This window comes from Rhodospirillales bacterium (genome assembly GCA_020638175.1).
Classification (GTDB): domain Bacteria; phylum Pseudomonadota; class Alphaproteobacteria; order Micavibrionales; family Micavibrionaceae; genus JACKJA01.
The window spans coordinates 1,876,286-1,901,872 of the sequence record JACKJA010000002.1; the positions used below are offsets into that span (position 1 = coordinate 1,876,286).

Annotated in this window: 29 protein-coding genes; 11 read left to right on the forward strand and 18 right to left on the reverse strand. The window is 51.8% G+C overall.

Annotated features, from left to right (window positions below; genetic code table 11):
- Window positions 1-28 precede the first annotated feature (28 nt).
- Window positions 29-733 carry a hypothetical protein gene (locus H6868_09400; protein MCB9989527.1) on the forward strand — a complete coding sequence of 235 codons (705 nt, stop codon included), beginning with the start codon at window positions 29-31 and terminating at the stop codon, window positions 731-733.
- Here the strand turns inward: H6868_09400 and H6868_09405 are convergent.
- Window positions 730-1,074: a TraR/DksA C4-type zinc finger protein gene (locus H6868_09405; GenBank protein MCB9989528.1), complete on the reverse strand. Its 345-nt coding sequence runs from the start codon at window positions 1,072-1,074 to the stop codon at window positions 730-732. The genes H6868_09400 and H6868_09405 overlap by 4 nt on opposite strands.
- The gene (locus H6868_09410) at window positions 1,061-2,335 is read right to left on the reverse strand and encodes a cation:proton antiporter (protein ID MCB9989529.1); all 1,275 of its coding nucleotides are present in this window, start codon (window positions 2,333-2,335) and stop codon (window positions 1,061-1,063) included. The genes H6868_09405 and H6868_09410 overlap by 14 nt, the downstream gene beginning before the upstream one ends.
- A gap of 84 nt (window positions 2,336-2,419) precedes the next feature.
- On the opposite strand from H6868_09410, the gene H6868_09415 reads away from it, so the two are divergent.
- Together H6868_09415 and H6868_09420 are read left to right on the forward strand one after the other, a co-directional pair.
- On the forward strand, window positions 2,420-3,583 hold the full coding sequence (locus tag H6868_09415) for a mechanosensitive ion channel family protein (protein MCB9989530.1): 1,164 nt from the start codon (window positions 2,420-2,422) through the stop codon (window positions 3,581-3,583).
- A gap of 79 nt (window positions 3,584-3,662) precedes the next feature.
- Complete coding sequence (locus tag H6868_09420; GenBank protein MCB9989531.1) at window positions 3,663-4,457, forward strand: transglutaminase domain-containing protein; 795 nt, start codon at window positions 3,663-3,665, stop codon at window positions 4,455-4,457.
- Here H6868_09420 and H6868_09425 read toward each other — a convergent pair.
- Window positions 4,454-4,630 carry a hypothetical protein gene (locus H6868_09425; GenBank protein ID MCB9989532.1) on the reverse strand — a complete coding sequence of 59 codons (177 nt, stop codon included), beginning with the start codon at window positions 4,628-4,630 and terminating at the stop codon, window positions 4,454-4,456. The genes H6868_09420 and H6868_09425 overlap by 4 nt on opposite strands.
- 14 nt (window positions 4,631-4,644) lie before the next feature.
- On the reverse strand, window positions 4,645-4,938 hold the full coding sequence (locus tag H6868_09430) for a hypothetical protein (GenBank protein ID MCB9989533.1): 294 nt from the start codon (window positions 4,936-4,938) through the stop codon (window positions 4,645-4,647).
- 99 nt (window positions 4,939-5,037) lie between these two features.
- On the opposite strand from H6868_09430, the gene H6868_09435 reads away from it, so the two are divergent.
- The 5 genes from H6868_09435 to H6868_09455 all read left to right on the forward strand — a co-directional run bounded on the left by H6868_09435 (window position 5,038) and on the right by H6868_09455 (window position 11,945).
- Complete coding sequence (locus tag H6868_09435) at window positions 5,038-7,818, forward strand: ATP-dependent DNA helicase (GenBank protein MCB9989534.1); 2,781 nt, start codon at window positions 5,038-5,040, stop codon at window positions 7,816-7,818.
- A gap of 88 nt (window positions 7,819-7,906) precedes the next feature.
- The gene (locus tag H6868_09440; protein MCB9989535.1) at window positions 7,907-9,118 is read left to right on the forward strand and encodes a hypothetical protein; all 1,212 of its coding nucleotides are present in this window, start codon (window positions 7,907-7,909) and stop codon (window positions 9,116-9,118) included.
- Between the two features lie 75 nt (window positions 9,119-9,193).
- Complete coding sequence (gene pabB, locus H6868_09445; protein ID MCB9989536.1) at window positions 9,194-10,597, forward strand: aminodeoxychorismate synthase component I; 1,404 nt, start codon at window positions 9,194-9,196, stop codon at window positions 10,595-10,597.
- Window positions 10,594-11,193 (forward strand): aminodeoxychorismate/anthranilate synthase component II, encoded by a 600-nt coding sequence (locus H6868_09450; protein ID MCB9989537.1) that lies wholly within the window; start codon window positions 10,594-10,596, stop codon window positions 11,191-11,193. Before pabB ends, H6868_09450 begins: the two co-directional genes overlap by 4 nt.
- Window positions 11,190-11,945 carry an aminotransferase class IV gene (locus H6868_09455; GenBank protein MCB9989538.1) on the forward strand — a complete coding sequence of 252 codons (756 nt, stop codon included), beginning with the start codon at window positions 11,190-11,192 and terminating at the stop codon, window positions 11,943-11,945. The genes H6868_09450 and H6868_09455 overlap by 4 nt, the downstream gene beginning before the upstream one ends.
- Here the strand turns inward: H6868_09455 and atpC are convergent.
- The 10 genes from atpC to H6868_09505 all read right to left on the reverse strand — a co-directional run bounded on the left by atpC (window position 11,942) and on the right by H6868_09505 (window position 21,416).
- A complete protein-coding gene (atpC, locus tag H6868_09460; protein ID MCB9989539.1) occupies window positions 11,942-12,367 on the reverse strand; it encodes an ATP synthase F1 subunit epsilon in 426 nt (141 codons plus the stop codon). The genes H6868_09455 and atpC overlap by 4 nt on opposite strands.
- A 25-nt stretch (window positions 12,368-12,392) precedes the next feature.
- Window positions 12,393-13,826 (reverse strand): F0F1 ATP synthase subunit beta, encoded by a 1,434-nt coding sequence (atpD, locus tag H6868_09465; GenBank protein MCB9989540.1) that lies wholly within the window; start codon window positions 13,824-13,826, stop codon window positions 12,393-12,395.
- A 51-nt stretch (window positions 13,827-13,877) separates the two neighbouring features.
- On the reverse strand, window positions 13,878-14,150 hold the full coding sequence (locus tag H6868_09470) for a hypothetical protein (protein ID MCB9989541.1): 273 nt from the start codon (window positions 14,148-14,150) through the stop codon (window positions 13,878-13,880).
- A 4-nt stretch (window positions 14,151-14,154) separates the two neighbouring features.
- On the reverse strand, window positions 14,155-15,057 hold the full coding sequence (locus H6868_09475) for a F0F1 ATP synthase subunit gamma (GenBank protein ID MCB9989542.1): 903 nt from the start codon (window positions 15,055-15,057) through the stop codon (window positions 14,155-14,157).
- Complete coding sequence (locus H6868_09480; GenBank protein ID MCB9989543.1) at window positions 15,045-15,305, reverse strand: hypothetical protein; 261 nt, start codon at window positions 15,303-15,305, stop codon at window positions 15,045-15,047. The genes H6868_09475 and H6868_09480 overlap by 13 nt, the downstream gene beginning before the upstream one ends.
- 13 nt (window positions 15,306-15,318) lie before the next feature.
- Window positions 15,319-16,869: a F0F1 ATP synthase subunit alpha gene (atpA, locus tag H6868_09485; protein MCB9989544.1), complete on the reverse strand. Its 1,551-nt coding sequence runs from the start codon at window positions 16,867-16,869 to the stop codon at window positions 15,319-15,321.
- A complete protein-coding gene (atpH, locus tag H6868_09490; GenBank protein MCB9989545.1) occupies window positions 16,870-17,460 on the reverse strand; it encodes an ATP synthase F1 subunit delta in 591 nt (196 codons plus the stop codon).
- Window positions 17,461-17,570: 110 nt separating this feature from the next.
- A complete protein-coding gene (locus H6868_09495; protein ID MCB9989546.1) occupies window positions 17,571-18,374 on the reverse strand; it encodes a hypothetical protein in 804 nt (267 codons plus the stop codon).
- Between the two features lie 39 nt (window positions 18,375-18,413).
- Complete coding sequence (locus H6868_09500; GenBank protein MCB9989547.1) at window positions 18,414-19,196, reverse strand: hypothetical protein; 783 nt, start codon at window positions 19,194-19,196, stop codon at window positions 18,414-18,416.
- 12 nt (window positions 19,197-19,208) lie between these two features.
- Entirely contained in the window at window positions 19,209-21,416 is a 2,208-nt protein-coding gene (locus H6868_09505; protein ID MCB9989548.1) for a primosomal protein N', read from the reverse strand.
- A 49-nt stretch (window positions 21,417-21,465) separates the two neighbouring features.
- Between H6868_09505 and fsa the strand changes: the two genes are divergently transcribed.
- The 3 genes from fsa (at window position 21,466) to H6868_09520 (ending at window position 23,901) form a co-directional block, all read left to right on the forward strand.
- Window positions 21,466-22,122, forward strand: coding sequence for a fructose-6-phosphate aldolase (gene fsa, locus H6868_09510; GenBank protein MCB9989549.1), 657 nt, complete (start codon window positions 21,466-21,468; stop codon window positions 22,120-22,122).
- 148 nt (window positions 22,123-22,270) lie between these two features.
- Complete coding sequence (locus H6868_09515; GenBank protein ID MCB9989550.1) at window positions 22,271-22,978, forward strand: DUF484 family protein; 708 nt, start codon at window positions 22,271-22,273, stop codon at window positions 22,976-22,978.
- Window positions 22,957-23,901 (forward strand): tyrosine recombinase XerC, encoded by a 945-nt coding sequence (locus H6868_09520; protein ID MCB9989551.1) that lies wholly within the window; start codon window positions 22,957-22,959, stop codon window positions 23,899-23,901. The genes H6868_09515 and H6868_09520 overlap by 22 nt, the downstream gene beginning before the upstream one ends.
- Here H6868_09520 and H6868_09525 read toward each other — a convergent pair.
- From H6868_09525 to H6868_09540, 4 genes are all read right to left on the reverse strand, one after another.
- A complete protein-coding gene (locus tag H6868_09525) occupies window positions 23,898-24,098 on the reverse strand; it encodes a hypothetical protein (protein ID MCB9989552.1) in 201 nt (66 codons plus the stop codon). The genes H6868_09520 and H6868_09525 overlap by 4 nt on opposite strands.
- Window positions 24,099-24,267: 169 nt before the next feature.
- Entirely contained in the window at window positions 24,268-24,507 is a 240-nt protein-coding gene (locus tag H6868_09530) for a hypothetical protein (protein MCB9989553.1), read from the reverse strand.
- A 125-nt stretch (window positions 24,508-24,632) separates the two neighbouring features.
- The gene (locus H6868_09535; protein ID MCB9989554.1) at window positions 24,633-24,815 is read right to left on the reverse strand and encodes a hypothetical protein; all 183 of its coding nucleotides are present in this window, start codon (window positions 24,813-24,815) and stop codon (window positions 24,633-24,635) included.
- A gap of 192 nt (window positions 24,816-25,007) precedes the next feature.
- A complete protein-coding gene (locus H6868_09540; protein ID MCB9989555.1) occupies window positions 25,008-25,586 on the reverse strand; it encodes a hypothetical protein in 579 nt (192 codons plus the stop codon).
- Window position 25,587 lies beyond the last annotated feature (1 nt).

A 25,587-nucleotide genomic window follows, 5' to 3' on the forward strand; every position in this document is an offset into this window, starting at 1 on the left:
ATAGCCCATTTCATGCCATAATGAAAGGATGAAATGCGCCCTCACACCACAAAAACCTAACGAATCCGGCAATGCCGTCTGGTTTGTTCTGATAGCCATTGTCTTGATGGCAACACTGACCATAGCCATCACACGCTCGTCGGATAACACCGAGCAAAGCGGCCGCACGGAACAATACCGCATCCAGGCCAGTCAAATCATGCGCACAGCCAAAAATTACGAACAAGCCGTGGACCGTCTGCGGATGAATGGCTGCTCGGAAAATGAAATCAGCTTCGAAAGCCCTGACTGGATTTTAACCAGTTACACAAATCCCGGCACATCTGATGGCTGCAAAATATTCGATCCGGCAGGCGCAGGGCTGAGCGTCCCGAACGAAAGAGATAGTTCACAAACACCTATCTGGACTTTCAAAGGATCCTTAGAAATTCAAGGCATAGAAACAACGAACAATAATGCTTTTTCAACAGATTTGCTGACTATGTATATTTTCCCGGATAGCGAAATGGGACTATGCATGGAAATAAATAAAATCCTGGGACTCGGCAGTACAGTCCCGGTCGATGATACCGGCACGGTGATCGCCGCTCCTAATTTCACCGGGGGATTCGCCTATACAGGCACACTGGGAACCGGCACCGCCGCGCCTGAAATAGCCGGAAAGAAAAGCGGCTGTTTTCAGCTGGATATAGTTCCATTGCTCGTTTTCTATCACGTCCTGATCGCGCGTTAATACGCACAGTTTATACATGTAGGCGTCGCTGGATCAAGATTCAAACGCGCCGCCACAATTTCCTCATCGCATTTGACACAATAACCGTAATCGCCGTCTTCCATCCGTTTCAGGGCCGCATCAATCCGCTGGCGCTCAATCGCCCGGCGACGTTCGGTTTCCTTGGCCATTTCCTGCTGCTGAATCGCATCCATGCGTGACAGACGGCCCTGTACCGTCTGGTCCAGTTCAACCGCCGCGCGGCTTTCCGCCGAAATTGCACTCAGCCGCTCCAGTTCGTCCCGCTGCACTAAAAGCTGACGTTTCAATGCCTGCAAATCAAGAAATTCACTTACGGTCATTGCCAAATCCCGGCATCGTTTTCTGCCCGGTAAAATAGGGTTTCCAGAACGATATGGTCACCGGCACCGAAACATTCAGCCAAAATGCTGTAAACATCAGCGTATAAAAAACCTCAGTGCTAATAATGCTTTTCTCCAAATACGCAATACTCATCACGACAAAAGCCAATTCTGCACGACCAAGCATACCAAAACCTATCATAAGGCTTTCAACACTACTGAAACCAGCCGTATAACGGGCGGCCAAAGCCGCGGAAAGAACCTGCGCCACAAAAAGACTTAGCACCAAAATAATGGTCTTGGGGATAACGGATACAAAAACATCCCAATCAAAAACAATCTGGGTCCCCAGATATACAAAGAACACCGGCCCGATCCAGGAAAACGCAACATTTTCTATGATCGTTTTGGTTCGCTCATAATGGTTAGTCCCGGCAGCACATTGAAAATTGAAATACTCCTCTTTCATGATAAGACCTGCCATATAAGCCCCCACAGCCGGGTGGAACCCCATGTAATGAGCCAAAAGCCCCATACCGAGTGCCATAATCAAAACGGTAAGTGTCGCATGCTCCCCTCGCCCGAACTCCAGCAAATGACGCATTCCATATTTACCAATCACCGGAACTCTCTCAAACCATTGAGGCATAATATGCGGTAATGCGTATTTTGCGACAGCAACCACAAACACAAAAAATGCGATAGTCTTGCCGACAATCATTAAAATATGAAGGGGATCAATCACCCCTTCGCCAGCGGCAATAGGCACCAGGATAGCCAACAAAGCCAAAGACGCAATATCGTCCAGAATGGCCGATGTCATAATCCCGGTCGCGGCCCGCGATGTATTAAGCCCCTCGCTTTTCAGTGAAACCATGGTAAGAGAAACGGCCGTTGCCGTCATAGCAAGACCGCAAATAATTGCGACATTAATATCTTCCCAGAAAACCAGCGCTAAGAAAAAAGCTGTAAAAAAAGGAGCAACGGCACCAAAAAACGCGATCCCCCAACTGCGTTTCATACTTTTGACGAATTTAGTCGAACATTCTTCAAATCCAAGCGCAAACATAATCAGAATAATGCCTATCTCTGAAAACCCTTCGATAAAAGGATCCGTCTCATGCGGCAAAATTCCGGTATTAACCATCAACGATCCCAGAAAAAGAAAATAAAGAACCGGCGTTAATCGAGTTTTTTGCGCAAAAATGATGGCAATATAAACACAGCACCAGATAAGCAATAGAGAAATCAAGGGATACATAGATATGGAATCCTTCAGAAAAAACGTTATAAATACTCTTATATTATCCCATACGTACCGAACGAGGAAAATAGAGAAATAAGCATGAGTAACGAAATCAACACATCTGAAATCAAATCCCTCGAAGATTTATGGGCCATCACCACAGACATCTGGACACACGGGTTTATGGGCGTCGATATCGGAAAAATCATCATTGCCCTGCTGATTTTAGGAGGCTTCCTCTTGCTGCGCGGCCTATTCAGTAAATACATCCTGGCGCGCCTGCATGCCTGGAGCAGCCGGACGGACACCAAGGTCGACGACAAAATTATTGATGCCCTGATCCCGCCCATTCGTTTTATCCCGGTTATTCTGGGCCTTTTCTTTGCCGCACAATATGCCGAGCTGGATGAAAAACTCGGCACAATGTGGGACAGCATCCTGCGTTCCCTGATCGTTTTTGTCATTTTCTGGTCGCTGCACCGGGCGCTCGGCCCTCTGAGCATCATGATGCGCAAGCTGGAAAAAGTCCTGACCCCGATGATGGTCCAGTGGATTTTCAAAGTTTTAAAAGTGCTGGTCATCTTTATCGGCGGTGCGATTATCCTCGAAATCTGGGGGATTGCCGTTGGGCCACTGCTGGCCGGTCTGGGGCTGTTTGGTGCGGCCGTCGCTCTGGGAGCACAAGACCTGTTCAAAAACCTGATCGGCGGCATTACTGTGATTGCTGAAAAGCGTTTTGCCCCCGGCGACTGGATTTTGGTCGAAGGCGTTGTCGAAGGCACAGTAGAAGATATCGGTTTCCGGTCCACCAAAATCCGCCGGTTCGACAAAGCCCCGGTGCACGTTCCCAACGCCCAGCTCTCCGACGCCGCCGTCACCAATTTCAGTCGCATGACCCACCGCCGCATTTACTGGAAAGTCGGCGTGGTCTATGACACCAGCGTTGACCAGCTCAAAACCATCCGTGATGAAATACTGGCCTATCTGGAAAAAAACGACGATTTCGTCAAACCCGACGAAGTGCCCCTGTTCGTCAGGGTCGACAGCTTCGGCGCCTCATCCATAGATATCATGATTTACTGCTTTACCCGCACAACGGTCTGGGGAGAATGGCTGGACGTCAAAGAACAATTCGCACTGGCCATCAAGGAAATCGTCGAGGACAAAGCCAAAACATCTTTTGCCTTCCCGTCGACCTCGCTGTATATCGAAAAATGGCCCGGCAGAGATACCCCGGAAGCATTTGTCCCACCCGGGAAATAAGCGTTTCCATTAATATTTGCTTAAAACCCGTCATATAGAATGAAGTCAAAATCTCGTTTTATGTGAATTACAAGGGTTTATGGCTGATAATTTTAACTATCTCGGAGACATCACCACCATCCCGAATATATTCAGGATGGAAAGAGAACCTGACCGCCCCGGACCACTGGAAAACTTCAATACGGCGGCCTATGACCTCTCTAACGAAAGCAAGCATCCCAACGCGCGCGATATCCAAAAAGCCCTGCCGTCACTGGAAACCGCTCCGGAAGCCATACAGTCTTTTATTTCTGAAATCAGGGATATCCCGCCCATGGACAAGCTACAGGCGGTTCATCAATTCGTCCTCGGCCATATGGCTTATGATCAAGAAGAAGCCCGCCTTGAGGAAATCACAAAACACAGCGACACCAACTATGAAGACGTGTTCAAAAATCTGGATAGTGGAGATTGCGACAACCTGGCAACCTTCGAAACGGCCTTACTCCGGTATGCCGGATTTGAAGACAAGGATATAACTTATGTTTCTGGAAGATTTGAATACCGTCACAAAGAACTTACAGGGAGTGTACAGCACGCCGCTATTATTGTGAACGTAGACGAACAGCCGTATTTGCTCGATACGTTCATATACCAGGACGGCCCCGTCGCCCTTGACAAGAACCTGAAAGGAACCGGGCAAACATCCTTAGTTGAAGTTGATAATCAAAAACTGGCCGTTGATGTACAAATCAAAACACCGACATGGTTCTTCCCCGTAGATCCCGCGCAAAATGCATTTGTCGTATTAAATGAAGAAGATCAGAAACGCTGGAAAATGCCAGAAGAAAACAAACCGGCATTCAATACCGATCAGCCGTTTTCTATTCCCTAAAGTCCTGGTTTTCTATTTAGCAGCATACGCTTTAGCCGCGCATTCATACGGCTTAACAAAGCCGTAGAAGAGCCATACCCGTCAAACGGTTCATTCGCATTCCGCACAGCGAGGGCAAATACCCCGGCGACCATCTGGAACGGAGCCGCCACTTTTTCAAACACCTTATTCATCAGACAAATCTCCTTTATGCTTTTAAAACACGAAAATCCCGCATATGCAAACGGGCCAGCTCTTCCGTACAATTCTGAACGATCGCCGCCGCCTCATCCTGTGAAACGGGAACAGCCATATGAGAAACCGGTCCAAATTCAGGCGCAAAGACAACCCGCAGCTTTTGCCCCCTTAATGCCAGTTCCTTGTCGTTCTCCAGCTTGGCTCTGTAGAGACCAGACACGGCATCATCAAAGCACCCCTGTAATACTTGCGGCATCGACCGTAATAAAAACACGAAAGACACATCCTCTTTATCATTTTTCACACTCTCTGTTTTTTTCATAAGTTAATTATTCTGTCAATTATTTCCCGCCACCAACACTCTATAGCTGCCTTGTCGATACAAACATGCTATGGATTCGCAATGCCTGAAACCGCACCATCTCCTGCTCCACCCCCCATCACACTGCCCGCTCTGTCGGCGCTGGCCGTGAATACGCGGGAGGCCGCGTTACTGACCGAGGATGGCGAAGTCAAAATCCTGCCGCATGGCCGCGGTTCAATGGAATTGCACAAACGCGCAGTGCTGGTTTGCCACGGCCCCTATACGCGGGCCCGTCTGGGAGAACGCATTGATATTCATGCCTGCGACGTGTTGGAACTGTTTGCCTTTGTTCATCCGGCACGCTTTTGCGTCCCGACCCCGGCCGGATTGGCCAATGCTTTGGGGCTAACGCCGCCGGACACACTGGAAGATGCCCCGTTCACCTTGATGGAATCTGCACAGGCTTTGTTAACCGACTTGCAGCGAGAGCCCCTGAAAGAAAAAGGACTGAACGCTCTGGAAATCGCTCGCGCCATGGGTAAGAACGGCAAAGGCTGGGCGTGGGCGCCATCAATCTGCGCCGCGCTAGGAACGGAATACGACCCGTCCCGGCCGATTGCCGCCAAAAGCACATTTAATGTCTGGCGTTATTTGCCGGAATGGAGCGAAGATGCCCCCCCGCCGCCGCCATCCCATCACGGCGTCAGTGAAGACGAATCCACCGAACGGCTGCAATCGTTGCTGGCGCCGGGAGCAGAAGAACGCGCAGCACAAAAAGAATATGCTGCAAAAATCACCGCGGCCTTCGCCCCCATAGCGGAAGAAAACAAGCCACACACCATTCTGGCCGAAGCCGGGACCGGGGTGGGTAAAACCCTCGGCTATCTGGCCCCGGCAAGTGTCTGGGCAGAAAAAAACGATGGGCCTGTGTGGGTGGCAACCTATACCAAAAACCTGCAGCGCCAGATTGATCAGGAACTCGACCGGGTTTTTCCAAATCCCGAACTTAAAGACAACAAAGTAACGATCCGCAAAGGCCGTGAAAATTATCTATGCCTGCTCAATCTGGAAGACATGGTTGCGGGGGCCGCGCTGGCAAAATATCCGCAGCAAATTATCGCTGCCGGCATCATGGCCCGCTGGGCCGAAGCAACCAAAAGCGGTGACCTGCAAGGCGGCGATTTTCCCGGCTGGCTGCCGGGTTTACTGGGACATCCTCACACAACAGGCCTCGCCGACCGGCGCGGCGAATGCGTTTTTTCCGCCTGCGATCATTACCACAAATGCTTCATTGAACGTTCCATTCGTAAAGCACGCAGAGCCGACATTGTCATCGCCAATCACGCATTGGTCATGATTAAAGCCGTCATTTCCGGTCCTGACGATCCCCTGCCCCAGCGTTTTATCTTTGACGAAGCTCACCATTTGTTTGATGCGGCCGACAGCGCCTTTGCCGGCCATTTGACGGCGCGCGAAACGCATGATCTCCGGCGATGGATACGGGGCGCAGAAGGAGGCCGTCAAAGCCGGGCGCGCGGCCTCAAACGCCGGATAGAAGATTTAATCGCTGGCGACAATGAAGCTGAAAATGAGATGGAAGCCATCTTCCACGAAGCCCGAACCTTACCCGCACATGGATGGTCGCGCCGTCTGCGCGACAAGAATCCTGACGGCCCGACAGAAAAATTTTTAGCACTCGTCTATAATCAGGTTCATGCACGCACCCACGATGCTCACACACCTTATTCCCTGGAAACCGAGACACACCCGCTAATTGACGGCTTGGCCGATGCTGCAAATTTATTGCACAACAAGTTCAAAAATTTACAAAAACCCATGCATCGCCTGTCATCCATACTACGAAAAAAACTGGCCGACCAAAGCGACACGCTAAACAGCGACACAAGGAAACGGATGGAAGCCATGGCAAACGGCCTTGACCGCCGAGCCGATCATACGCTGGCCGGATGGATTTCCATGCTTGAATCCTTACAACAACCCAAAAATGAAAGCTCAACATTCATCGACTGGTTCGAGATAGACCGTATAGACGGAAAAGCCCACGATATTGGTTACTATCGTCACTGGGTGGACCCCATGATCCCGTTCAGCAAGGCGATCGCCCCCTTTGCCCATGGCATAGCGATGACATCGGCAACCCTTTGCGACGGGGAAGGAGAAAATAGAGACGAAAACTGGGAAACAGCGGATCTGCGTACAGGGGCTCTCAAGCTCACAGACACCCCTCAGCATTTCTCCATTCCCTCGCCCTTCAATTACGAAGAGCAAACCCGCGTCTTCATCATCAGCGACGTCAATAAGAACGACGTCAACCAGTTAGCCGGCGCTTATCGCGCTTTGTTTGAGGCCGCGGGCGGCGGCGGATTGGGGCTATTCACCGCCATCAACCGCCTGCGCGCGGTTCAGGGCCAGATCGCCGGACCGCTAGAGGAAAAAGGATTGCATCTTTACGCCCAGCATATCGACCAGATCGACACCGGTACACTGGTCGACATTTTCCGCGAAGATATCCATGCCTGCCTTCTGGGAACCGATGCCGTGCGCGACGGAGTCGACGTCCCGGGCGAATCCCTGAGGCTTCTGGTGTATGACCGGGTACCCTGGCCACGCCCCACCATCTTGCACAAAGCCCGGCGCGAAGCCTTTGGCGGACGCGCATTCGATGAAATGACCACACGCCTGAAATTACGGCAGGCTTTTGGCCGGTTGATCCGTAAAAGCGACGACCGCGGAGTATTTGTAATGCTGGACTCGGCCCTGCCGACAAAATTACTGGATGCCTTCCCGCCCGGCGCTCCGGTAAGCCGCATAGGATTAGCGGAATGTACCGCAGAAATCCGGCGTTTTTATAAAATATAGAAACAACTATTCTTGACTTTTTTTATTGCTAATTTTATATGAATTATGTAATATATTAGAACTTAATAATTATACAGGGTGTAAAGAAATGTCGAGCATGTTCGCCGCCATACCAATAGACGGTATACAGGTTGACGAAGAAGCCATACCAAACTGGCTTGGCTTTATAGTGGTTCCTGAACAAACCGCCGCGGCCAAAAAAGCTGAAACACCGGAAATAAAACCGATAGAGGGATCTCTGGCTGATATACGGGACAGAGGTCTGGCTTTACCCTTATCCGAAGAAGCAAAAGACCTGTGGGCATCCATGGTCAACCATATCAACAGCGCACTAACAGGCCGCGCCACTGGCGAATCCCCGGATCGTTATCTGACGACATATCGGGTCGCGATGAAAGAGATGAATCGTTTGTTTGACGACCGCATCCCGGAAATGAAGAAAACAGCCTGTACGGATCACGCAGGCCAGCCCTCAAACACTTTCAACGAAATGATGGCCTTGCTCCACGATATGAGCAGCCCCATACCTGAAACCGGTGAGATTCCGGCATGGAAAAATGAATTGGCCATTCTTAAAAAACTTTATATCGCTGACGAACAAAAACGCAAAATCAGCGACGACGTTATGTCGCAAAAATTGCAGACAATATCCCAAAAACCTTTCGTGGCGTATGAAGGCAAAAAACCGCAAAAACAAAAAGATAGTGACACAATCGTGATACACAGCGAAGACACTCCGTCCCAATTCGCCAATCATCACTGGACCGTACCGGGGTTGGAGACCACCCATAACAAAATTCGCGTCTATCATGGCAAGGATCCGTACCACAAAGTTGAAAATGCCAAACATAGGCTGCGTCATACAGACTTACAGATAAGACACTCGGCTCAGGATCCCTCGGACGAGAACATAACCGATTTACATCACAGCATTTATTCCTTGAACCAGAGTTTTGCGAACCTGATCAAAGACACAGCGGATCCTTATGAACGAACGATGCTGAAAAACACGTACCAGTTGGTCAACAGGGTTTTATCCGCCCAAATGGACGCGCAAAATAATAAAGCCTTTTTGCCTCTCAAAGCGGAAATCGACGGGAGCTACGACAACCCCGCCAGTTTCAGCATCAAAGAAAAGCCGACAACCCTGCGTACGGTATGGAACAAAATTAAAAGCTGGGTCAGCGCACCAAATATCCGGTACGCCTTTAACGAAAGCCACCGGGAAAAAACACTGAGCGAAATCATGGCGGAAGAAAAAAGCACAGCCCTCAAGGCGCCGCACCACCACATTTCCTAGATTTCTTCCCGTATTTTGGGTTGCTTTTCACCGGTAAAGAGACTACATAACCCCTGAAAGCGGAAGGGGGACTTCATGACGCTTTACAGTTTTGCAATAGACGTTCATGATCCGGTCGCTATTTTTGCCTGCGTTCATAATCGGCCCTATAGCCTGTTTTTCGACAGCGCTCACCGCAGCCATCAAGACAGCCGTTACAGTTACGTCCTGTTCGACCCGATCGAAACCATCGAGGCCACCGGCAACCGGGTTTGCGTATCAAATGAAGATCAAACGCTTTGCTACAAAGGCGATCCGTTCACAGCCGTTCGAGAACGTCTGGAAAGTCGTCCGTTCTTGAAAAAAGCCGTTCCTAACCTGCCGCCGTTTCAGGGCGGCGCCGCGGGTTATTTCGGCTATAATCTGGTGAGAACACAAGAATCTTTGCCGAAAAAAAACGAAAAACCTTCCTCAAAACCTGATATGCAGATCGGTCTTTACGACCAGATTATCGCCTTCGATCATATCGAAGAAAAAGCTTTTTTTATGGTGCGTTCCAAAAACGAAAGACGCGCCCGCCAACGCTATGAATCATTCGGGGAATTATTACAAAAAGAAAAAAAACAAATCGCAAAACAGCAAGATCATAGCGTCGAATGGGTTGCCACAAAGTCACCGAATGAATACAAGACCGACATCCAGAAAATAATCGATTATATTTATGCGGGTGATATTTTTCAGGCAAACCTGTCCCAGAGATTTGAGACGAAAATCACCGCCGATTTTGATTCTTTTGCGCATTATTGTCATTTACGTACCATCAACGAAGCGCCGTTTGCCGCCTATATGAATTTCGGCAACAGAAAACTGGCATCCTGTTCACCGGAGCGATTTTTGCAAGTTAAAGACCGGCACGTCAAAACGTGCCCGATCAAAGGAACCCGCCCGCATCTGGAAAACCCCGAACAGGACAGGGCCATCCGCAGGGAACTGGCTGCCAACGTCAAGGAACGATCCGAAAACATCATGATCGTTGATTTGCTGCGCAACGACATATCCCGCTCATGCGAAGATCACTCCATTGACGTCCCCAAATTATGCCAGCTACAAACCTTCCCCGGTGTACATCATCTGGTTTCCGAAATCGTCGGCACCCTGCGGGCTGATAAACATGCGCTCGATTTGCTGCGCCGTTGCTTTCCGGGCGGCTCCATCACCGGCGCGCCCAAAATCAGGGCTATGGAGATCATAGAAGAACTGGAACTGGCGCCACGCGGCCCTTATTGCGGCAGCATGGGGTTAATCGGATTTGACGGATATATGGATAGCAATATCGCCATCCGAACACTTGTTTATGATGACGACACGATAAGCCTGAATGTCGGCGGCGGCATCACAGCAGAATCCAGCCCCGAAGCCGAATACCGGGAAACACTGGATAAAGCGCAAAAAATATTCGACAGCTTTGCACAAAATCAAAAAAGCAGGAAAGCCGCATGATATTGCTGATCGACAATTACGATTCCTTTGTCTACAACCTCGCCCGTTATACCGGACGATTGGGGCATGAACGCCGCGTTGTGCGCAATGATGCGATCACGCTGGATGAAATCGCCATGGACCCGCCGGAAGCCATTATCATCTCTCCCGGCCCTTGCTCCCCGCGTGAAGCGGGCATCAGCAACGCCATTGTGCAGCATTTTTCCGGCCGCATTCCTATTCTGGGCGTCTGTCTGGGCCATCAATGCATTGGGGAAGCCTTTGGCGGGCGGACCATCCGCGCCCCGCGCCCTGTTCATGGCCGCTCCAGCGCCATCGAACATCAGGCCGACGGAATCTTCATGGGATTACCCAATCCTCTGGAAGCCGCGCGGTATCACTCCCTGATGATCGAACTTTCAGCCAGCAGTCCGCTCGACATCACCGCGACAACCGATGACGAAGATTCAATCATCATGGCTGTGCAACATAAAACAGACCCGACATTCGGCATCCAGTTTCATCCTGAATCGGTATTAACGCCGTACGGCCTTGATATTCTGCGCAATTTCCTCCTGATTGCCGATCAATGGAAAGACAAAAAGGCCGCCGCATGAGTATCGTCTGGTTCAACGGAACAATCTTGCCCCGGCAAGAAGCCGTCATATCAACGACAGATCGTGGTTTCCTGCTTGGCGACGGCATATTTGACACCATGCTGGCAACCACCGGAAAGCCTGTTTATGCTGCAAAGCACATTGACCGCCTGTTCGATCATGCTGCAGTTTTAAAAATCCAGCCCTCTTTTACGAAGAACGAGATTGAGACCGCCATAGCAATCCTTCTGCAAAAAAACGAGCTACAAAACGAAACCGCCGCCCTGCGCATCACGATCACACGCGGCCCCGGCCCGCGCGGATTATCCTTGCCGGACCGCGAACAGCCAACGGTCCTGATAACCGCTGGCGCTTATGCGCCGCCGCCGGACAAACCATTAACCGCGATCATTGCACAAACCGTGCGCCGCAACGAAGGCTCCCCGCTATCGCACATAAAATCCCTGAATTATGGCGATAACATTCTGGCCCTGAACGAAGCCCGTGAAAAGGGCGCAGACACCGCCCTGATGATGAACAACGCCGGGTACGTATGCTGCGCCGTTAACGGAAACATCTTTATCGAAGAAAACGACCGGCTCTATACACCGCCGCTATCCGACGGCGTAATCAACGGCATCATGCGCAGCAAAATAATGAAAGACCGAAAAGTAACGGAAGAAAGCCTTACGCCGGAGCGCGTTATAAACGCCAGAGGAGTTTGGACAACAAACAGCCTGATAGGGATGAAACCGCTTGAAACAGGTCGTTAAAGGACAATTTGCCCGGTAACGGCACTCAGCTTGGATTTTGCAATCACCAGTTTACGTTCGATGCGCGCCTTGTCGATATCACCGGACGCCAATCCCATATCTTCGGTCAAATTACGAATGGATTTATCAAGCTCAGCTTCGCTCAGCGCCGCAACATCGACAGCTTCTTCGGCCAGAACCGTGCAGTTCTCCGCCGAAATATCGGCAAACCCGCCCGCAATAAAAATCCGTTTCGGCGCATCACCGGCTTTATCATAAACCTCAACCACGCCCGGGCGGATTGAAACGACCAGCGCGCTGTGATTGGGCAGCACACCGACATTCCCCTCTTCACCGGGAATCACGGCCATCGTCACCGGTTCGGACATAAGTTTCCGTTCCGGTGATACCAGTTCAAAGTGAAATGTCGTTGCTGTATCCATAACTTTCAACCTGTATTAGTGCAAACTAAGCAGCATCAGCCGCCATTTTCTTGGCTTTGGCTTCGGCTTCCTCGATCGTACCGACCATGTAAAACGCACTTTCCGGCAAGTGGTCGTATTTACCGTCAACAATCGCGCGGAAGCCTTTGATCGTGTCGGCCAGGTTAACGAAGACGCCCGGTGTCCCGGTGAAGACTTCGGCAACGTGGAACGGCTGTGATAAGAAGCGCTGGATCTTACGGGCACGGGCCACGATAAGCTTGTCTTCTTCTGACAGTTCGTCCATCCCGAGGATAGCGATAATGTCCTGCAGCGCTTTGTAGGTCTGCAGCGTTTTCTGAACGTCAGCCGCACATTTATAATGCTCGTCCCCGATCACGCGCGGATCAAGGATCCGTGAGGTGGAATCGAGCGGGTCAACAGCCGGGTAAATCCCCAGCTCGGCAATCTGACGGCTAAGAACGGTCGTCGCGTCAAGGTGCGAGAAGGTCGTTGCCGGGGCCGGGTCGGTCAAGTCATCGGCAGGCACGTAAACGGCCTGAACCGAGGTGATCGAGCCTTTGTTGGTCGAGGTAATCCGTTCCTGCATCGCGCCCATATCGGTCGACAGGGTCGGCTGGTAACCAACGGCAGACGGGATACGGCCCAGCAGAGCGGACACTTCGGCGCCAGCCTGAGTGAAACGGAACACGTTATCCATGAAGAACAGAACGTCCTGGCCTTCTTCGTCCCGGAAATATTCGGCAGCCGTCAGACCGGTCAGACCGACACGCGCCCGCGCGCCCGGCGGTTCGTTCATCTGGCCGTATACCAGCGCCACTTTTGATTTGTCACTTTCACCCGGAACCAGAACGCCGGATTCGATCATTTCGTGGTACAAATCGTTCCCTTCACGGGTCCGTTCACCAACACCGGCGAACACAGACACGCCGCCGTGGCCTTTCGCGATGTTGTTAATCAGTTCCATGATCGTCACGGTCTTACCAACACCGGCACCGCCGAACAGGCCGATTTTACCACCCTTCAGGTACGGGCAAAGAAGGTCGACAACCTTGATTCCTGTAACCAGCTGCTCGGCTTCTGCAGACTGATCCACAAAAGCAGGCGCCGGACGGTGAATAGGAAATCTCTGTTTAGTTTTCGGCTGCGGCATTTCATCAATCGCATTCCCGATCACATCGAAAATCCGGCCCAGCGTTTCCGGCCCGACCGGCACAGAAATAGCTTCGCCCGTATCGACGACTTCGGTGCCACGCACCAGACCATCGGTCGTATCCATGGCGATGCAACGCACCATGTTCTCACCCAGATGCTGCGCGACTTCCAAAACCAGCGTTTTACCTTCGTTTTCGGTCTGAATCGCATTCAAAATCGCCGGGACGTTGCCATCAGCAAACTTCACATCGACAACCGCGCCCAGCACCTGCGAAATCGTTCCTTTGGATTGTTTCTTAGCCATGTTTTCAGTTTCCTCTTTTTAAAATCTTTTATTCTGTCAATTTCTCAATATCTATAATCTGTGATGCGAGCTTGGTAGAGCCTGCTGCCAAACCGGATGGGATGGCTGATCCTCTTCATCAAAAGCCAGATGTTCATAAATTTCTGCAATCAGACTGATATCTTTCGGCTTCAATACCAGACCTTCCGGAGCTTCTTCAACAAGCCCCATTAAAACCCCTTCGGCCACAGGCAATTCACAAACCATGCCGCGATGCATAATATCGTTAACTGCGCCAAAAGCGTCCCTTACATTCGTTATGTATCTATCGTATCCGTCCGTCATATTGCTACACAGCCTCCGCCCCGGAAATGATCTCAATCAGTTCCTTGGTGATATAAGCCTGCCGCGCACGGTTATACTGCAGCGTCAGATTACCAATCATATCCCCGGCATTGCGGGTTGCGTTATCCATCGCCGTCATCCGCGCTGCCTGCTCACCCGCTGCACTATCCAACAGCGCCCGGTAGAGCTGTACCGCCAAATTTTTCGGCAAGAGCTGAGCCAGCAATATTTCTTCTTCCGGTTCAAAGCGATAAGGACAAATCATCCCCTCTTTCTTCTCTTCCGTCTTCGCATCATCGGCTTTTCTTGCCACATCAAACGGGATCAACTGATGCGCCGAAGGCTTCTGCACCAGAACGTTCTTGAATTCGTTATAAAGCAGCGTACAAACATCAAACGCCCCGGCTTCGAATTGCTCCAGAATATACTGCGTAACCTGATCGGACTCGGCAAAACTGATCTTATCCTTGCCGCCGATCTGGGTGAAGCTCTGCACGATATGAGATTCAAATTCGCGCTTCAGAACATCACGGCCTTTGCGCCCGACGCACAGGATTTTAACCGTTTTACCGGCATTCAGCAGACTGGAAATTTCCTTGCGGGCACTACGGATCAGATTTCCGTTAAAACCGCCACATAAGCCGCGATCAGACGTCATAACGACCAGCAAATGCACATCATCCCGCCCCGTTCCGATCAACAGCTTCGGCGAATTCGGGCCAACAACGACACCTTCGGCAACGCGCGCCATCATCCGGGCCATCGCCTGCGCATAAGGCTGGCTGGCCTCGGCAGCTTCCTGCGCTTTTTTCAACTTGGATGCCGCCACCATTTTCATGGCAGACGTAATTTTCCGCGTCGATTTCACGGAAGCAATACGGTCACGATAATCCTTCAGACTGGGCATACGCCCCCCATTCCTATTTTCGTTTCATCCAAACGGGCAAGACACTGGCCATATGACTCGTTAAAAACGGGAGACTTATACCCGTCAACAGGCTGTCCGCCGCAAATAATGGTCGTCGGCAACGTAGCAATCAGCCCCTCGGCCTCACCAATAATCGTATGGCCGGCCGGCACATCCGCACTATTTTCAAACACATCACCCAATGTGTTGAATACCGCCGGATCAAAGCCAAATATGGTCTTGCACATTTATACTATTCCCTTACGCTGCCTTGGCATCCGTCCCGGCAAAGCCCTTGGTGAAGGCTTCGAGGAACGAAGACAACTGGCTTTCCAGCTTGTCGTCCAGGGCCTTTTGCGTACGGATCCCCTTCAGGATATCTTTGCCGTTCGCCCGCAGGTCTTCCAAAAGACGCGCTTCATATTCGTTGACCTGATCAACGGCAACCCCGTCCAGATAACCACGTGTCCCGGCGTAAATCACGGCAACCTGCTCCTCCACCGGCAGCGGCGAGTATTGCGGCTGCTTCAGGAGCTGCGTCAGACGCGCCCCACGAGCCAGAAGCTTCTGGGTCGACGCATCAAGATCAGAGGCGAACTGCGCGAAGGCTTCCATTTCACGGAACTGGGCCAGCTCAAGCTTGATCGACCCGGCAACCTGTTTCATCGCCTTGATCTGCGCCGCAGATCCCACACGGGACACGGACAGACCAACGTTAATCGCCGGACGGATCCCTTTAAAGAACAGGCCGGTTTCAAGGAAGATCTGGCCGTCGGTAATGGAAATCACGTTCGTCGGAATGTACGCAGACACGTCACCGGCCTGTGTTTCAACGATCGGCAGCGCGGTCAGGGACCCTGCGCCCATTTCATCATTCATTTTTGCCGCACGCTCCAGCAGACGAGAGTGAATGTAGAACACATCCCCAGGATAGGCTTCACGACCCGGCGGGCGACGCAGCAGCAAGGACATCTGGCGGTACGCCACAGCCTGCTTGGACAGGTCGTCATAAATCGCCAGCGCGTGCAGGCCGTTATCACGGAACCATTCACCGATCGCCGCCCCGCAATACGGCGCCAGGAACTGCATCGGGGCCGGATCGGATGCGGTCGCGGCAACGACGACGGAATATTCCATCGCGCCCTGCTCTTCCAATTCTTTCACCAGCTGCGCCACGGTCGAGCGTTTTTGGCCGACAGCGACATAAATGCAATAGAGATGCTCTTTTTCGTCTTTAGAGCCGTTAAAGTTTTTCTGGTTAATGATCGTATCAACGCAAACGGCGGTTTTACCGGTCTGACGGTCACCGATCACCAGCTCCCGCTGGCCACGGCCAACCGGCACCAGCGCGTCAATCGCTTTCACACCGGATTGCATCGGCTCGTGCACGGATTTCCGCGGGATAATACCCGGCGCTTTTGTCTCGACAAGACGGTGCTCTTTCGCCTTGATCGGGCCTTTGCCGTCAATCGGGTTCCCCAGCGCGTCAACCACGCGGCCCAGCAGCTCTTTGCCGACCGGAACCTGCACAATCTCGCCGGTCCGCTTAACGATGTCGCCTTCTTTAATATCGCGGTCATCACCGAAGATAACGATACCGACATTGTCGGTTTCAAGGTTCAGGGCCATCCCTTTGATGCCGCCCGGGAATTCAACCATCTCACCGGCACGAACCTGGTCAAGGCCGTAAACGCGGGCCACACCGTCACCAACGGAGAGCACCTGCCCGATCTCGGCGACATCAGCCTGCGCGCCAAAATCAGCGATTTGTTTTTTCAGAATTTCAGAAATTTCTGCTGCCTGGAGTTGCATTTATCCAACCTCTTTCATCTGTTGATTTTCATTCGTTTGTGTTTTCATCGCGCGGCCCAGCCGGTCAAGCTTGTTCCGGACTGAATCATCAATCATCAGGGAGCCGACCGTAACGATCATCCCCCCCAGCAAATCTTCATTCACGGTAATATCCAAAGTTACGTTGGCCCCCGTCGCCTTGCCCAGCTCCGCGCCCAGCGCTTTTTCCTGCGCCGCGCTCAAAAGGCTGGCCGTTTGCACCTGCGCCCGGATTTCACCGCGACGCCGCGTCACCTCGGCAGAAAAAGCCTTAATCACAGCGCCCAGAATGGGCAAGCGGCTGTTATCAGCGATCATGCCCAAAAAATTAGTCGTTTGTTTCTGAAATTTGGCGCTTTGCGCCAGAAGCATCAAAGCATCTTTTTGTTGCCGCCCCCCAATCAAGGGATTGCGAATCACGCTTTGCAAAGAATCCGAGGATTCCGCCATAGCTGCCAGCTCAGCCATATCTTTCTCGACCTTGGCCAATACGCCGTCTTTTTCAGCAACGTCAATTAGCGCCGCCGCGTAGCGGGTTGCGACAAGGCCCGTATCAGATTTTTGTGATCCCACGCGTGTTTTTCCCGGTTATATTGCCATGCAACTAAAGTTGGCGTTGATTTAACACAGGATATGGCCAAACGCAAGGTCCGAAAGGGATTTTTTGGTGCTTTTTTCCCGACCTACCATTGCGGAAATAAATGAAACTGGAAAAGGGGAAATCGCACCGGATCGAGAAACATGCCCAGAACCTTGAACAGCATAAGATGAAGCACATAGATTTCCAGTGTGCGGCGCCCGAACAAACGGATAATCCCCGCCACCGGCCCCGGCATTTTTTCGGTTAGCCGCGGATAGGTTTGCGGCTTGAAAAAATAAAGAACGCCAAAAACAATCACCATTTCGACGACAAAGACCTGAAGCTGCGCCCCGGAAAAACCGAAGGTTAATAGCTGGATCACCAAAAACCCGACCAGAATAAACGCCAGAAAAGGATCAACATGCTTTTCTAATGGCTTCCATAGCTCTTCGTCACGATGCCGCATCAGGTAACCAAAAAGCGCCACCAGCAACCCCAACGTCCCGTATTCGCTAAACCCGTTGGTTGGCAAAGCCAGAAGAACCATTATAACCCCCAGCGCCCAGAGATAACTGGGATTTTTCCGGGCATGATCCATCACCGGATCAATCAGCAACCGGATACAAATCATCGTCGCCAGAATATTCAACGGGAAAATCGGTATCCCCGCCACCGGGTTGAACGCCGCCAGCACCAGCGCCCCTATCCATAATTTTGGTCCCAAATCGCGGCTACGCGCATAGCCAATCAGAAAAAACCACATCGGGACACACAGTCGCCCGGCCACCCGCCACCACATATCGTCCGGAAAAAAGTAATATCCCACATGATCGACGATCATCAAAAGAACCGCGAACATTTTCAGGAAATCATAGGAAGTAAGGTCTTTGGGAATAGATTTACTCATAACGATTATTTTACCATAGAAAACCGTTCGTCTTAACTCTTAATAAAACCATTTCCAGCCCAAAATTCGGTAATAATCCGGGGCCAGCCAAAGCATGGACAACATAATCAAAGCCAGATGAACAACATAAATCTCCAGCGTCCGCCGCCCGAAAAACTGGATCACGGAAACAACAAAACCCGGCAAAACCATCGTTAAGCGCGAAAAGGAAACAGGCTTGAAGTGGTATAGCGTCACCATAACCAGAATCGTCCCCGCAAACAGGACGATAAATTCGCTCGTCGAAAAATCAAAATACATCAACTGGGCGACCATAAAAGCCGCCACACAAAAAATAATATAGGGATATATGTAAGCCTGCCTTTGTTCGGAATGGCGTAACAAATAGCCAAACATGGCCAAAATCACTGCCAGTGTCCCGTATTCAAAAAATGTCCCCGTCACCGGCACCAGCGCCAGCAACAAAAGCCCCACACCCCAGAACACAAAAGCATGCCACAACGCAACCTTCATAACCGCATCCAGCAATAACCGCACGACAATGATTGTACCCAGAATATTGACAGGAAACAGGGCCATCCCCGCAAACAGCTTAACAACAATCAGAAGCAAAAAACCGACCCACAGCCGCGGCCCCAGATCACGGCTGCGCGCATAGCCGATCAAAAAGAACCAGACCGGCACACACAGACGCCCCGCAACCCGGAACCATGCCTGATCGGGAAAATAAAATGCCCCCACATGATCGACGATCATCAAAAGGACCGCGAACATTTTCAGGAAATCATAGGAAGTCAGTTCTTTGGGTAAAGGGGTCTTCATACAATAATGATCTCATAAAAAGCTCTGGGGGTCGATGTCGAGATAAATACGAACGGTAGACGGGATTTTGATTTGAGAAACCCACGCCGCGAGCGTTTTCTGGAGATCAATATTCTTGTCCGCCCGGACCAGCAACCGGCGCCGAAAATTACCACGCAGCCGGTAAAACGGGGCGTCAGCGGGACCGAGCGTCTGGATCGTCGCCCCCTGCGGCGCGGATTTACCCAAGGCATTGGAAACCCCAATCACCTGATCCTCGTTCTTGCCCGACACCACGATCCCGGCAAGACGGGAAAACGGCGGCATATGGGCTTCTTCGCGCTCAGCAGCTTCCGCCTCTAAAAATTCATCCCGGTCACCGCTGGCCAGCGCTTTCATAACCTTGTTATCGGGAAACCACGTTTGCAGGAACACATGGCCCTTGAGTTGCTCGCGCCCGGCCCGGCCCGCCACTTGATGGAGAAGCTGATAAGTCCGCTCCGCCGCCCGCAAATCGCCGCCCTGCAGGCCAAGATCGGCATCCACAACCCCGACCAGCGTCAAGTTCGGAAAGTGATGTCCTTTGGCGATAATCTGGGTGCCTATAATGATATCGACTTTATGATCCCGAATATCGGCCAGCATTTGTTTAAGCTCTTCATGCGTCTGCGCCGTATCGCTGGCCAGAATTTTAACGCGGGCTTGCGGGAAATACGCTGTGACTTCCTCAAAAATCCGTTCAACACCGGGCCCGCAGGCCGCCAGACTTTCGCGCTCCCCGCAATCCGGACAGGTATCCGGCATGGGCATCGCGTAATCGCAGTGATGACAGTGCAGCCGCCCGGTCGCCCGGTGCTCGACCAGCCACGCCGTACAGCGCGGACAGGCCATCCGGTGACCACATCCTCGGCAAATTGTCAGCGGCGCATATCCCCGGCGGTTCAGGAACAGCAAGCTTTGCTCCCCGCACTCAAAATTTGCCGCCAGCGCCGCCATCAGGGTTGGCGCAATAAAATGCTGGCGCTCTGGTTTGTCCTCGCGCATATCAATCACATGCACATCGGGCATACTGGCGCCGCCATGACGGTCGGGCAGATGCAAAAGCTGATAACGCCCGTCCCAGACATTGACCATCGTTTCCAGCGAAGGAGTCGCCGATACCAGAACAATCGGGATTTTACCGACATGCGCGCGGACAATCGCCATATCGCGGGCATGATAAATGACATTATCTTCCTGCTTGTAAGCCGGGTCGTGCTCTTCATCGACAATAATCAGCCCCAGATCAGCATAGGGTAAAAATAACGCCGACCGCGCGCCAACCACGACTTTGCTCTGCCCCGTCATAACCCCGCGCCACGTTTTACGCCGCTGCGCCGGGGTAAGTTGGGAGTGCCACAACGCTGGCGCACAGCCAAACCGGCTTTCAAACCGGTCGAGAAACGCATTGGACAGGGCAATCTCCGGCAGAAGAATTAAAACCTGTTTATCTTGCTGCAGCGCCGCCGCCACCGCTTCAAAATAAGTTTCCGTTTTCCCCGCACCCGTTACACCGTCCAGCAACGCCGCATGGTAACCGCCCGCCTCTATATAAGCGGTCAACTCTTCCGCCGCCATCGCTTGTGCCTCTGATAATTGCGGACCATGCCGTTCGTGATCGGGATGGCTGCACGGCGGAATTTCAGGAATAGTCACTTCCTCCAGAACCCCGTTCTTCGCCAGCGTTTTAATCACACCCGGCGTACATCCGGCTTTTTTCGCCAGCGCCGCCGCCGTGCGGGGATTCCCCCCCGACAGCATTTCCATGACTTTGCGCTGTTTCGGGGAAAGAGATAAATATGCCTGCTCTTCCTCCGTCATAATTTTAAGCCTGTACCCCGTGCCGCCTTTGCCCTCTTCCAGCCCCTTGGGCGCGGACAAAGCCATTTTCAACACAGCCCCGCGCGGCGCCATATTGTAATGCGCGCTCCAGTCGATAAATTTCCGGTGCACGAGCGGCATCGCCCGTGCATCCTCATAAAGAGCAATCAGGTTCTTGAGTTTCTTCGGGGACACGGAATCAGGCTCATCGTCCCAGACCACCCCCGGAACGGCCCGCCCGCCAAGCGGCACCGTTACATAATCGCCGGACTGCACCGTCATTCCCTCCGGCACGCCATAGCTATAAGCCTTGTCCACCGGGTACGGGACAAGGACAGAAACGATTTTCTTACAATCATCCTCTTGAAAAAGATCGGCCATCTGATAGGTATTAGCACAGCTTTTATCCAACATACATATAGGTAATGAAATGAAGTTCTTCGTAGACACCGCAGAAATAGATGAGATCAAGGACCTGGCCGAAACCGGAATGCTGGACGGCGTAACGACAAACCCGTCCCTGATTAAAAAATCAGGCCGAGACTTCATCCCGACCATCCGAGAAATCTGCTCCATCGTTGAAGGCCCGGTCAGCGCCGAAGTGGCCTCCACCGATTACGAAACGATGCGCAAAGAAGCCGACAAGCTGCGCGCCATTGCCGATAACGTCGCGATCAAAGTGCCGCTGACGGTTGATGGACTGAAAGTCTGTAAAGAGCTGTCCGACGAAGGAACACTGGTCAACGTTACCCTGTGCTTCAGCGCTAACCAGGCCATTCTGGCCGCCAAAGCGGGGGCCGCGTTTATCTCTCCGTTCGTAGGCCGTCTGGATGATATCGGACAGGATGGCATGAACCTGATTGCCGAGATTTGCACAATCTACGAAAATTACCCGAACTGGGATACCGAAGTGCTGGTTGCCTCAATCCGCAGCCCGATGCATTTGCTGGAAGCGGCCAAAATGGGGGCCGACGTTGCCACCATCCCGCCGGGCGTCATTCGCCAGCTTTACAAACATCCGTTGACCGATAGCGGTTTGGCGGCCTTTGTGAAAGACTGGGCAGAAACCGGGCAAAGCATTTTGTAAGCACCTCAAATCCGTCATTGCCCGATTTTTTCGGGCAATCCATCAGCAACGTTTACCATGGATTACCCGCATAAAGCGGGTAATGACGGTTTTCGTTTTTATGGTATACTGACGCTTAATATTTGATTCTCCAACCGTTCGCAAAACCATGATGCCCGAAACCGACAACAATGCCCCCGAAACAATAACCGCCGAATCCGTGACAGAATGGCTCAAACGCCATCCTGATTTTTTCCGCCTTAATCCGGAAATTCTGGATACGATGGAACCGCCGGAGCAGCGGCAGGGACGCAAAGTTGCCGATTTCCAATACTACATGGCCCGCCGCGCCCGCGAGGATCGCGATGATATCTTGAACGAAGCCCGGGAAATCGTTGAAACATCGCGGGCCAATATGAACAATCAAGCCCGCATCCACGAAGCCATCCTGCGCCTGACCGAGGCCCGCAGCTTTGATGAATTCGTCCAGACCATCACCATGGATCTGGCGACGATGCTGGATGTCGACATTATCGCGCTGATCGTCGAAACCGACGGTCACGACGTACCGCATATTCACACATCCGGCGTACGCGTCATCCCGGTCGGCTCCATCGACCACCTGATGGAGGGCCGGCCCGTAAAACTGGAAGCTAACACCAGCGGAATCGAGGGCATTTTTGGCGGCGGCGCCGGGCTGGTCGCCTCGCAGGCTCTTGTCCGTATTGATATCTCGATGCAAACCCCGCCGGCCATGTTGGCCTTTGGCAGTCGTGACCCGCAGATGTTCGAAGCCGGACAGGCCACAGATCAGGTCCAGTTTCTCGCCCGCATCGTCGAAAGGATGTTCCGTCTATGGCTGGATCTGCCGGGATAACCGATGAAACGCTGGCACAGTGCGCCCCGGATTTATCCGATTGCCTTCTGAAATGGCTCGATTATCTGCGCTACGAAAAAAACGTCTCTCGCCATACATTGCGCGCCTATAGCGGTGATGTCGGACAATTCATATCATTCCTGTGCCAGCATCACGGAAAACCGCCATCCCTGAACGACCTGTCCGATACCTCTATCCGGGATTTCCGGGCATGGCTTTCCCGCCGGGCGATGGACGGCGCCAGCGCCGCCACCCGCGCCCGCGCCTTGTCTGGCGTCAAAAATCTCCTGCACTGGCTGGATAAACAGGGTATCATGCATAATGCCGCGATATCGACGGTCCGCACACCAAAGCTGCCGCACCATTTACCCAAACCGCTACAGGAAGCTCAGGCCATTCGCTTGCTGGATAACACGGAAGGCGATGACTGGACCGATGCCCGCGACAAGGCACTTTTCACCTTGCTTTACGGCTGCGGCTTGCGGATTGACGAGGCTCTCTCTTTGAACATTGGCGATATGCCCCGCGACGGATTCCTCCGTGTCATGGGGAAAGGCCGGAAAGAACGGCAAGTGCCGGTTCTCGATATTGTTGAGAAAACCCTGCGCGCTTATATCACCACCCTGCCGTTCTCCGTGGAAACCGACCAACCCCTGTTTCGCGGCGCCCGCGGCAAACGCCTCAATCAGGGCGTCGCCCAAAAAGCCTTGCGCGATTTGCGCGGCGTTCTCGGCTTGCCGGAAACGGCCACGCCGCATGCCCTGCGCCACAGCTTCGCCACACACCTGTTGCAAAACGGCGCAAACTTACGGGAAATTCAGGAAATGCTGGGCCATGCCTCGCTCAGCACTACCCAGCGCTATACCGAAATTGACGGATCGGAACTCATGCGCGTTTACAAAAACGCCCACCCCCGTGCTTAGGGAAATTTTTTCTTAAAGGGGATAACCGGTGCTTTTTCCGCACGGTAAGTGCCGTGCTGGCTCGGTTGACGGTCTTCGATATGACTAACGCTCATCGACCCGACAGGCAATTCACACATGATCTTGAATTCCATGCGCGACATCGGAGGGATTTCAAGCTGCGGGATCATTTGTTCTTTCGACGACATCGGCCGCATTGTTAAATGCCATCCCCATCATTCTGAGCCATGCAGGATAAAGATTAAAGGGATCAAATGGATTCATAAGCACACCTCTTTTTATTTTTTATAACTGAGACGAATAAAAGCCTATGCTTACAAATACGGTAAATCAAGGGTGATTATGAATTCTTACTCCCAGCTATCATCACCGGCAAATCAGAGACTCTGGTTTGCACCGGACAAGAGTCAAACTCTTATCGGCCTGACCAACCCACCCCGACGGCGTATTAAGCCAGATTTTTGTTAAACTGGGCAAACCATTAAAGCGGGTATCGGATGCTTCTTTGGTAATTAAACCGACTTTTATGGCCTGTATCGCCAACAATCCCTCATAGGCAAAATCCCCGCCATAATCTCCATTATTATCAAAATCATCACTGCTCATAATCGTCCCCTATTCTCTATTGCTATAATCACACCCTAATCTTCTCCTGAAAAAACAGCAAGCCCCAATAAAAAACGGCGCCTCCAAAAGGAAAGCGCCGTTTTTTTAGTAATGATTAAACGGGATTAATTATAACCGAGAACAGCACTCACGGTCATTGCCGCAGGTTCAGAATGCGCAGCCACATCAGCTGTTGTCACCTCTTTTTTTCCAACAGCCGCAGCATGAAATACCACAGCTTCTTCAGGCACACCGCCATCGGTTTCAGCGCCGGTTGGCAACAAACGCTGGTCGTCTTCCTTTTCCATTGTAAACACCCTCTATAAAGTAAGTTAAACACAGCACAACGCGGCACCGCTGTCGCGCCCTGCTTATTCATGGATTATCCCAGGAAATGCACAAAGACAAGCGAAACTGAAGTAAAAATTAATTTTTTAAAAACTATGCCCGTTTGGGCTGGCCAACGATAAAAGAACGGCATACAGTAATAGCTTATGCTTTTAACACGGCTCTCTCAAAAGCTCTGCCTGAGGGCGATTATGAACATCGCCGCGCTTTTTCGAATGGAATCTCTGTTCGGGATGAGAATAGTAAGAATATTCTTGCAAAACCCCGGTCTTGGGACTGAAGTCCAGAACAACCGCGGCAGGAAACAACTCATTATCCAGAGATACTTTGATAACAGGAGTCTGAAAACGAGCAGACTCCTGTGTATCTTCATTCGGCCAATCCCTGACTCTTAAATCCTTGTCCTCAATCGTCTGAAACTGAAATGTACGGCGTAATATCTCGGCTGCTTCTTGCCCGCGCAACGCCTCAACCATTTTCTTTTTGGCACGAAAGATAACGATATCTATGGAAACTTTTCCGGATTCCGACGGGGATACAAGTGGATCATGGGCGTAAATAGAACGTGTATCGACTAAAATGGCATCAGCCACCCGGCCATCACGCATCGCCACGACCAAGGCAAAATCTTCTATATTTGTCTGCCCCTGCGCTTTTTCTTCTTGATTACCGGCAACCGTAAAACGATAGCCATGAATATGAACACCGCGCTCAGCAACAGAAATCATCATA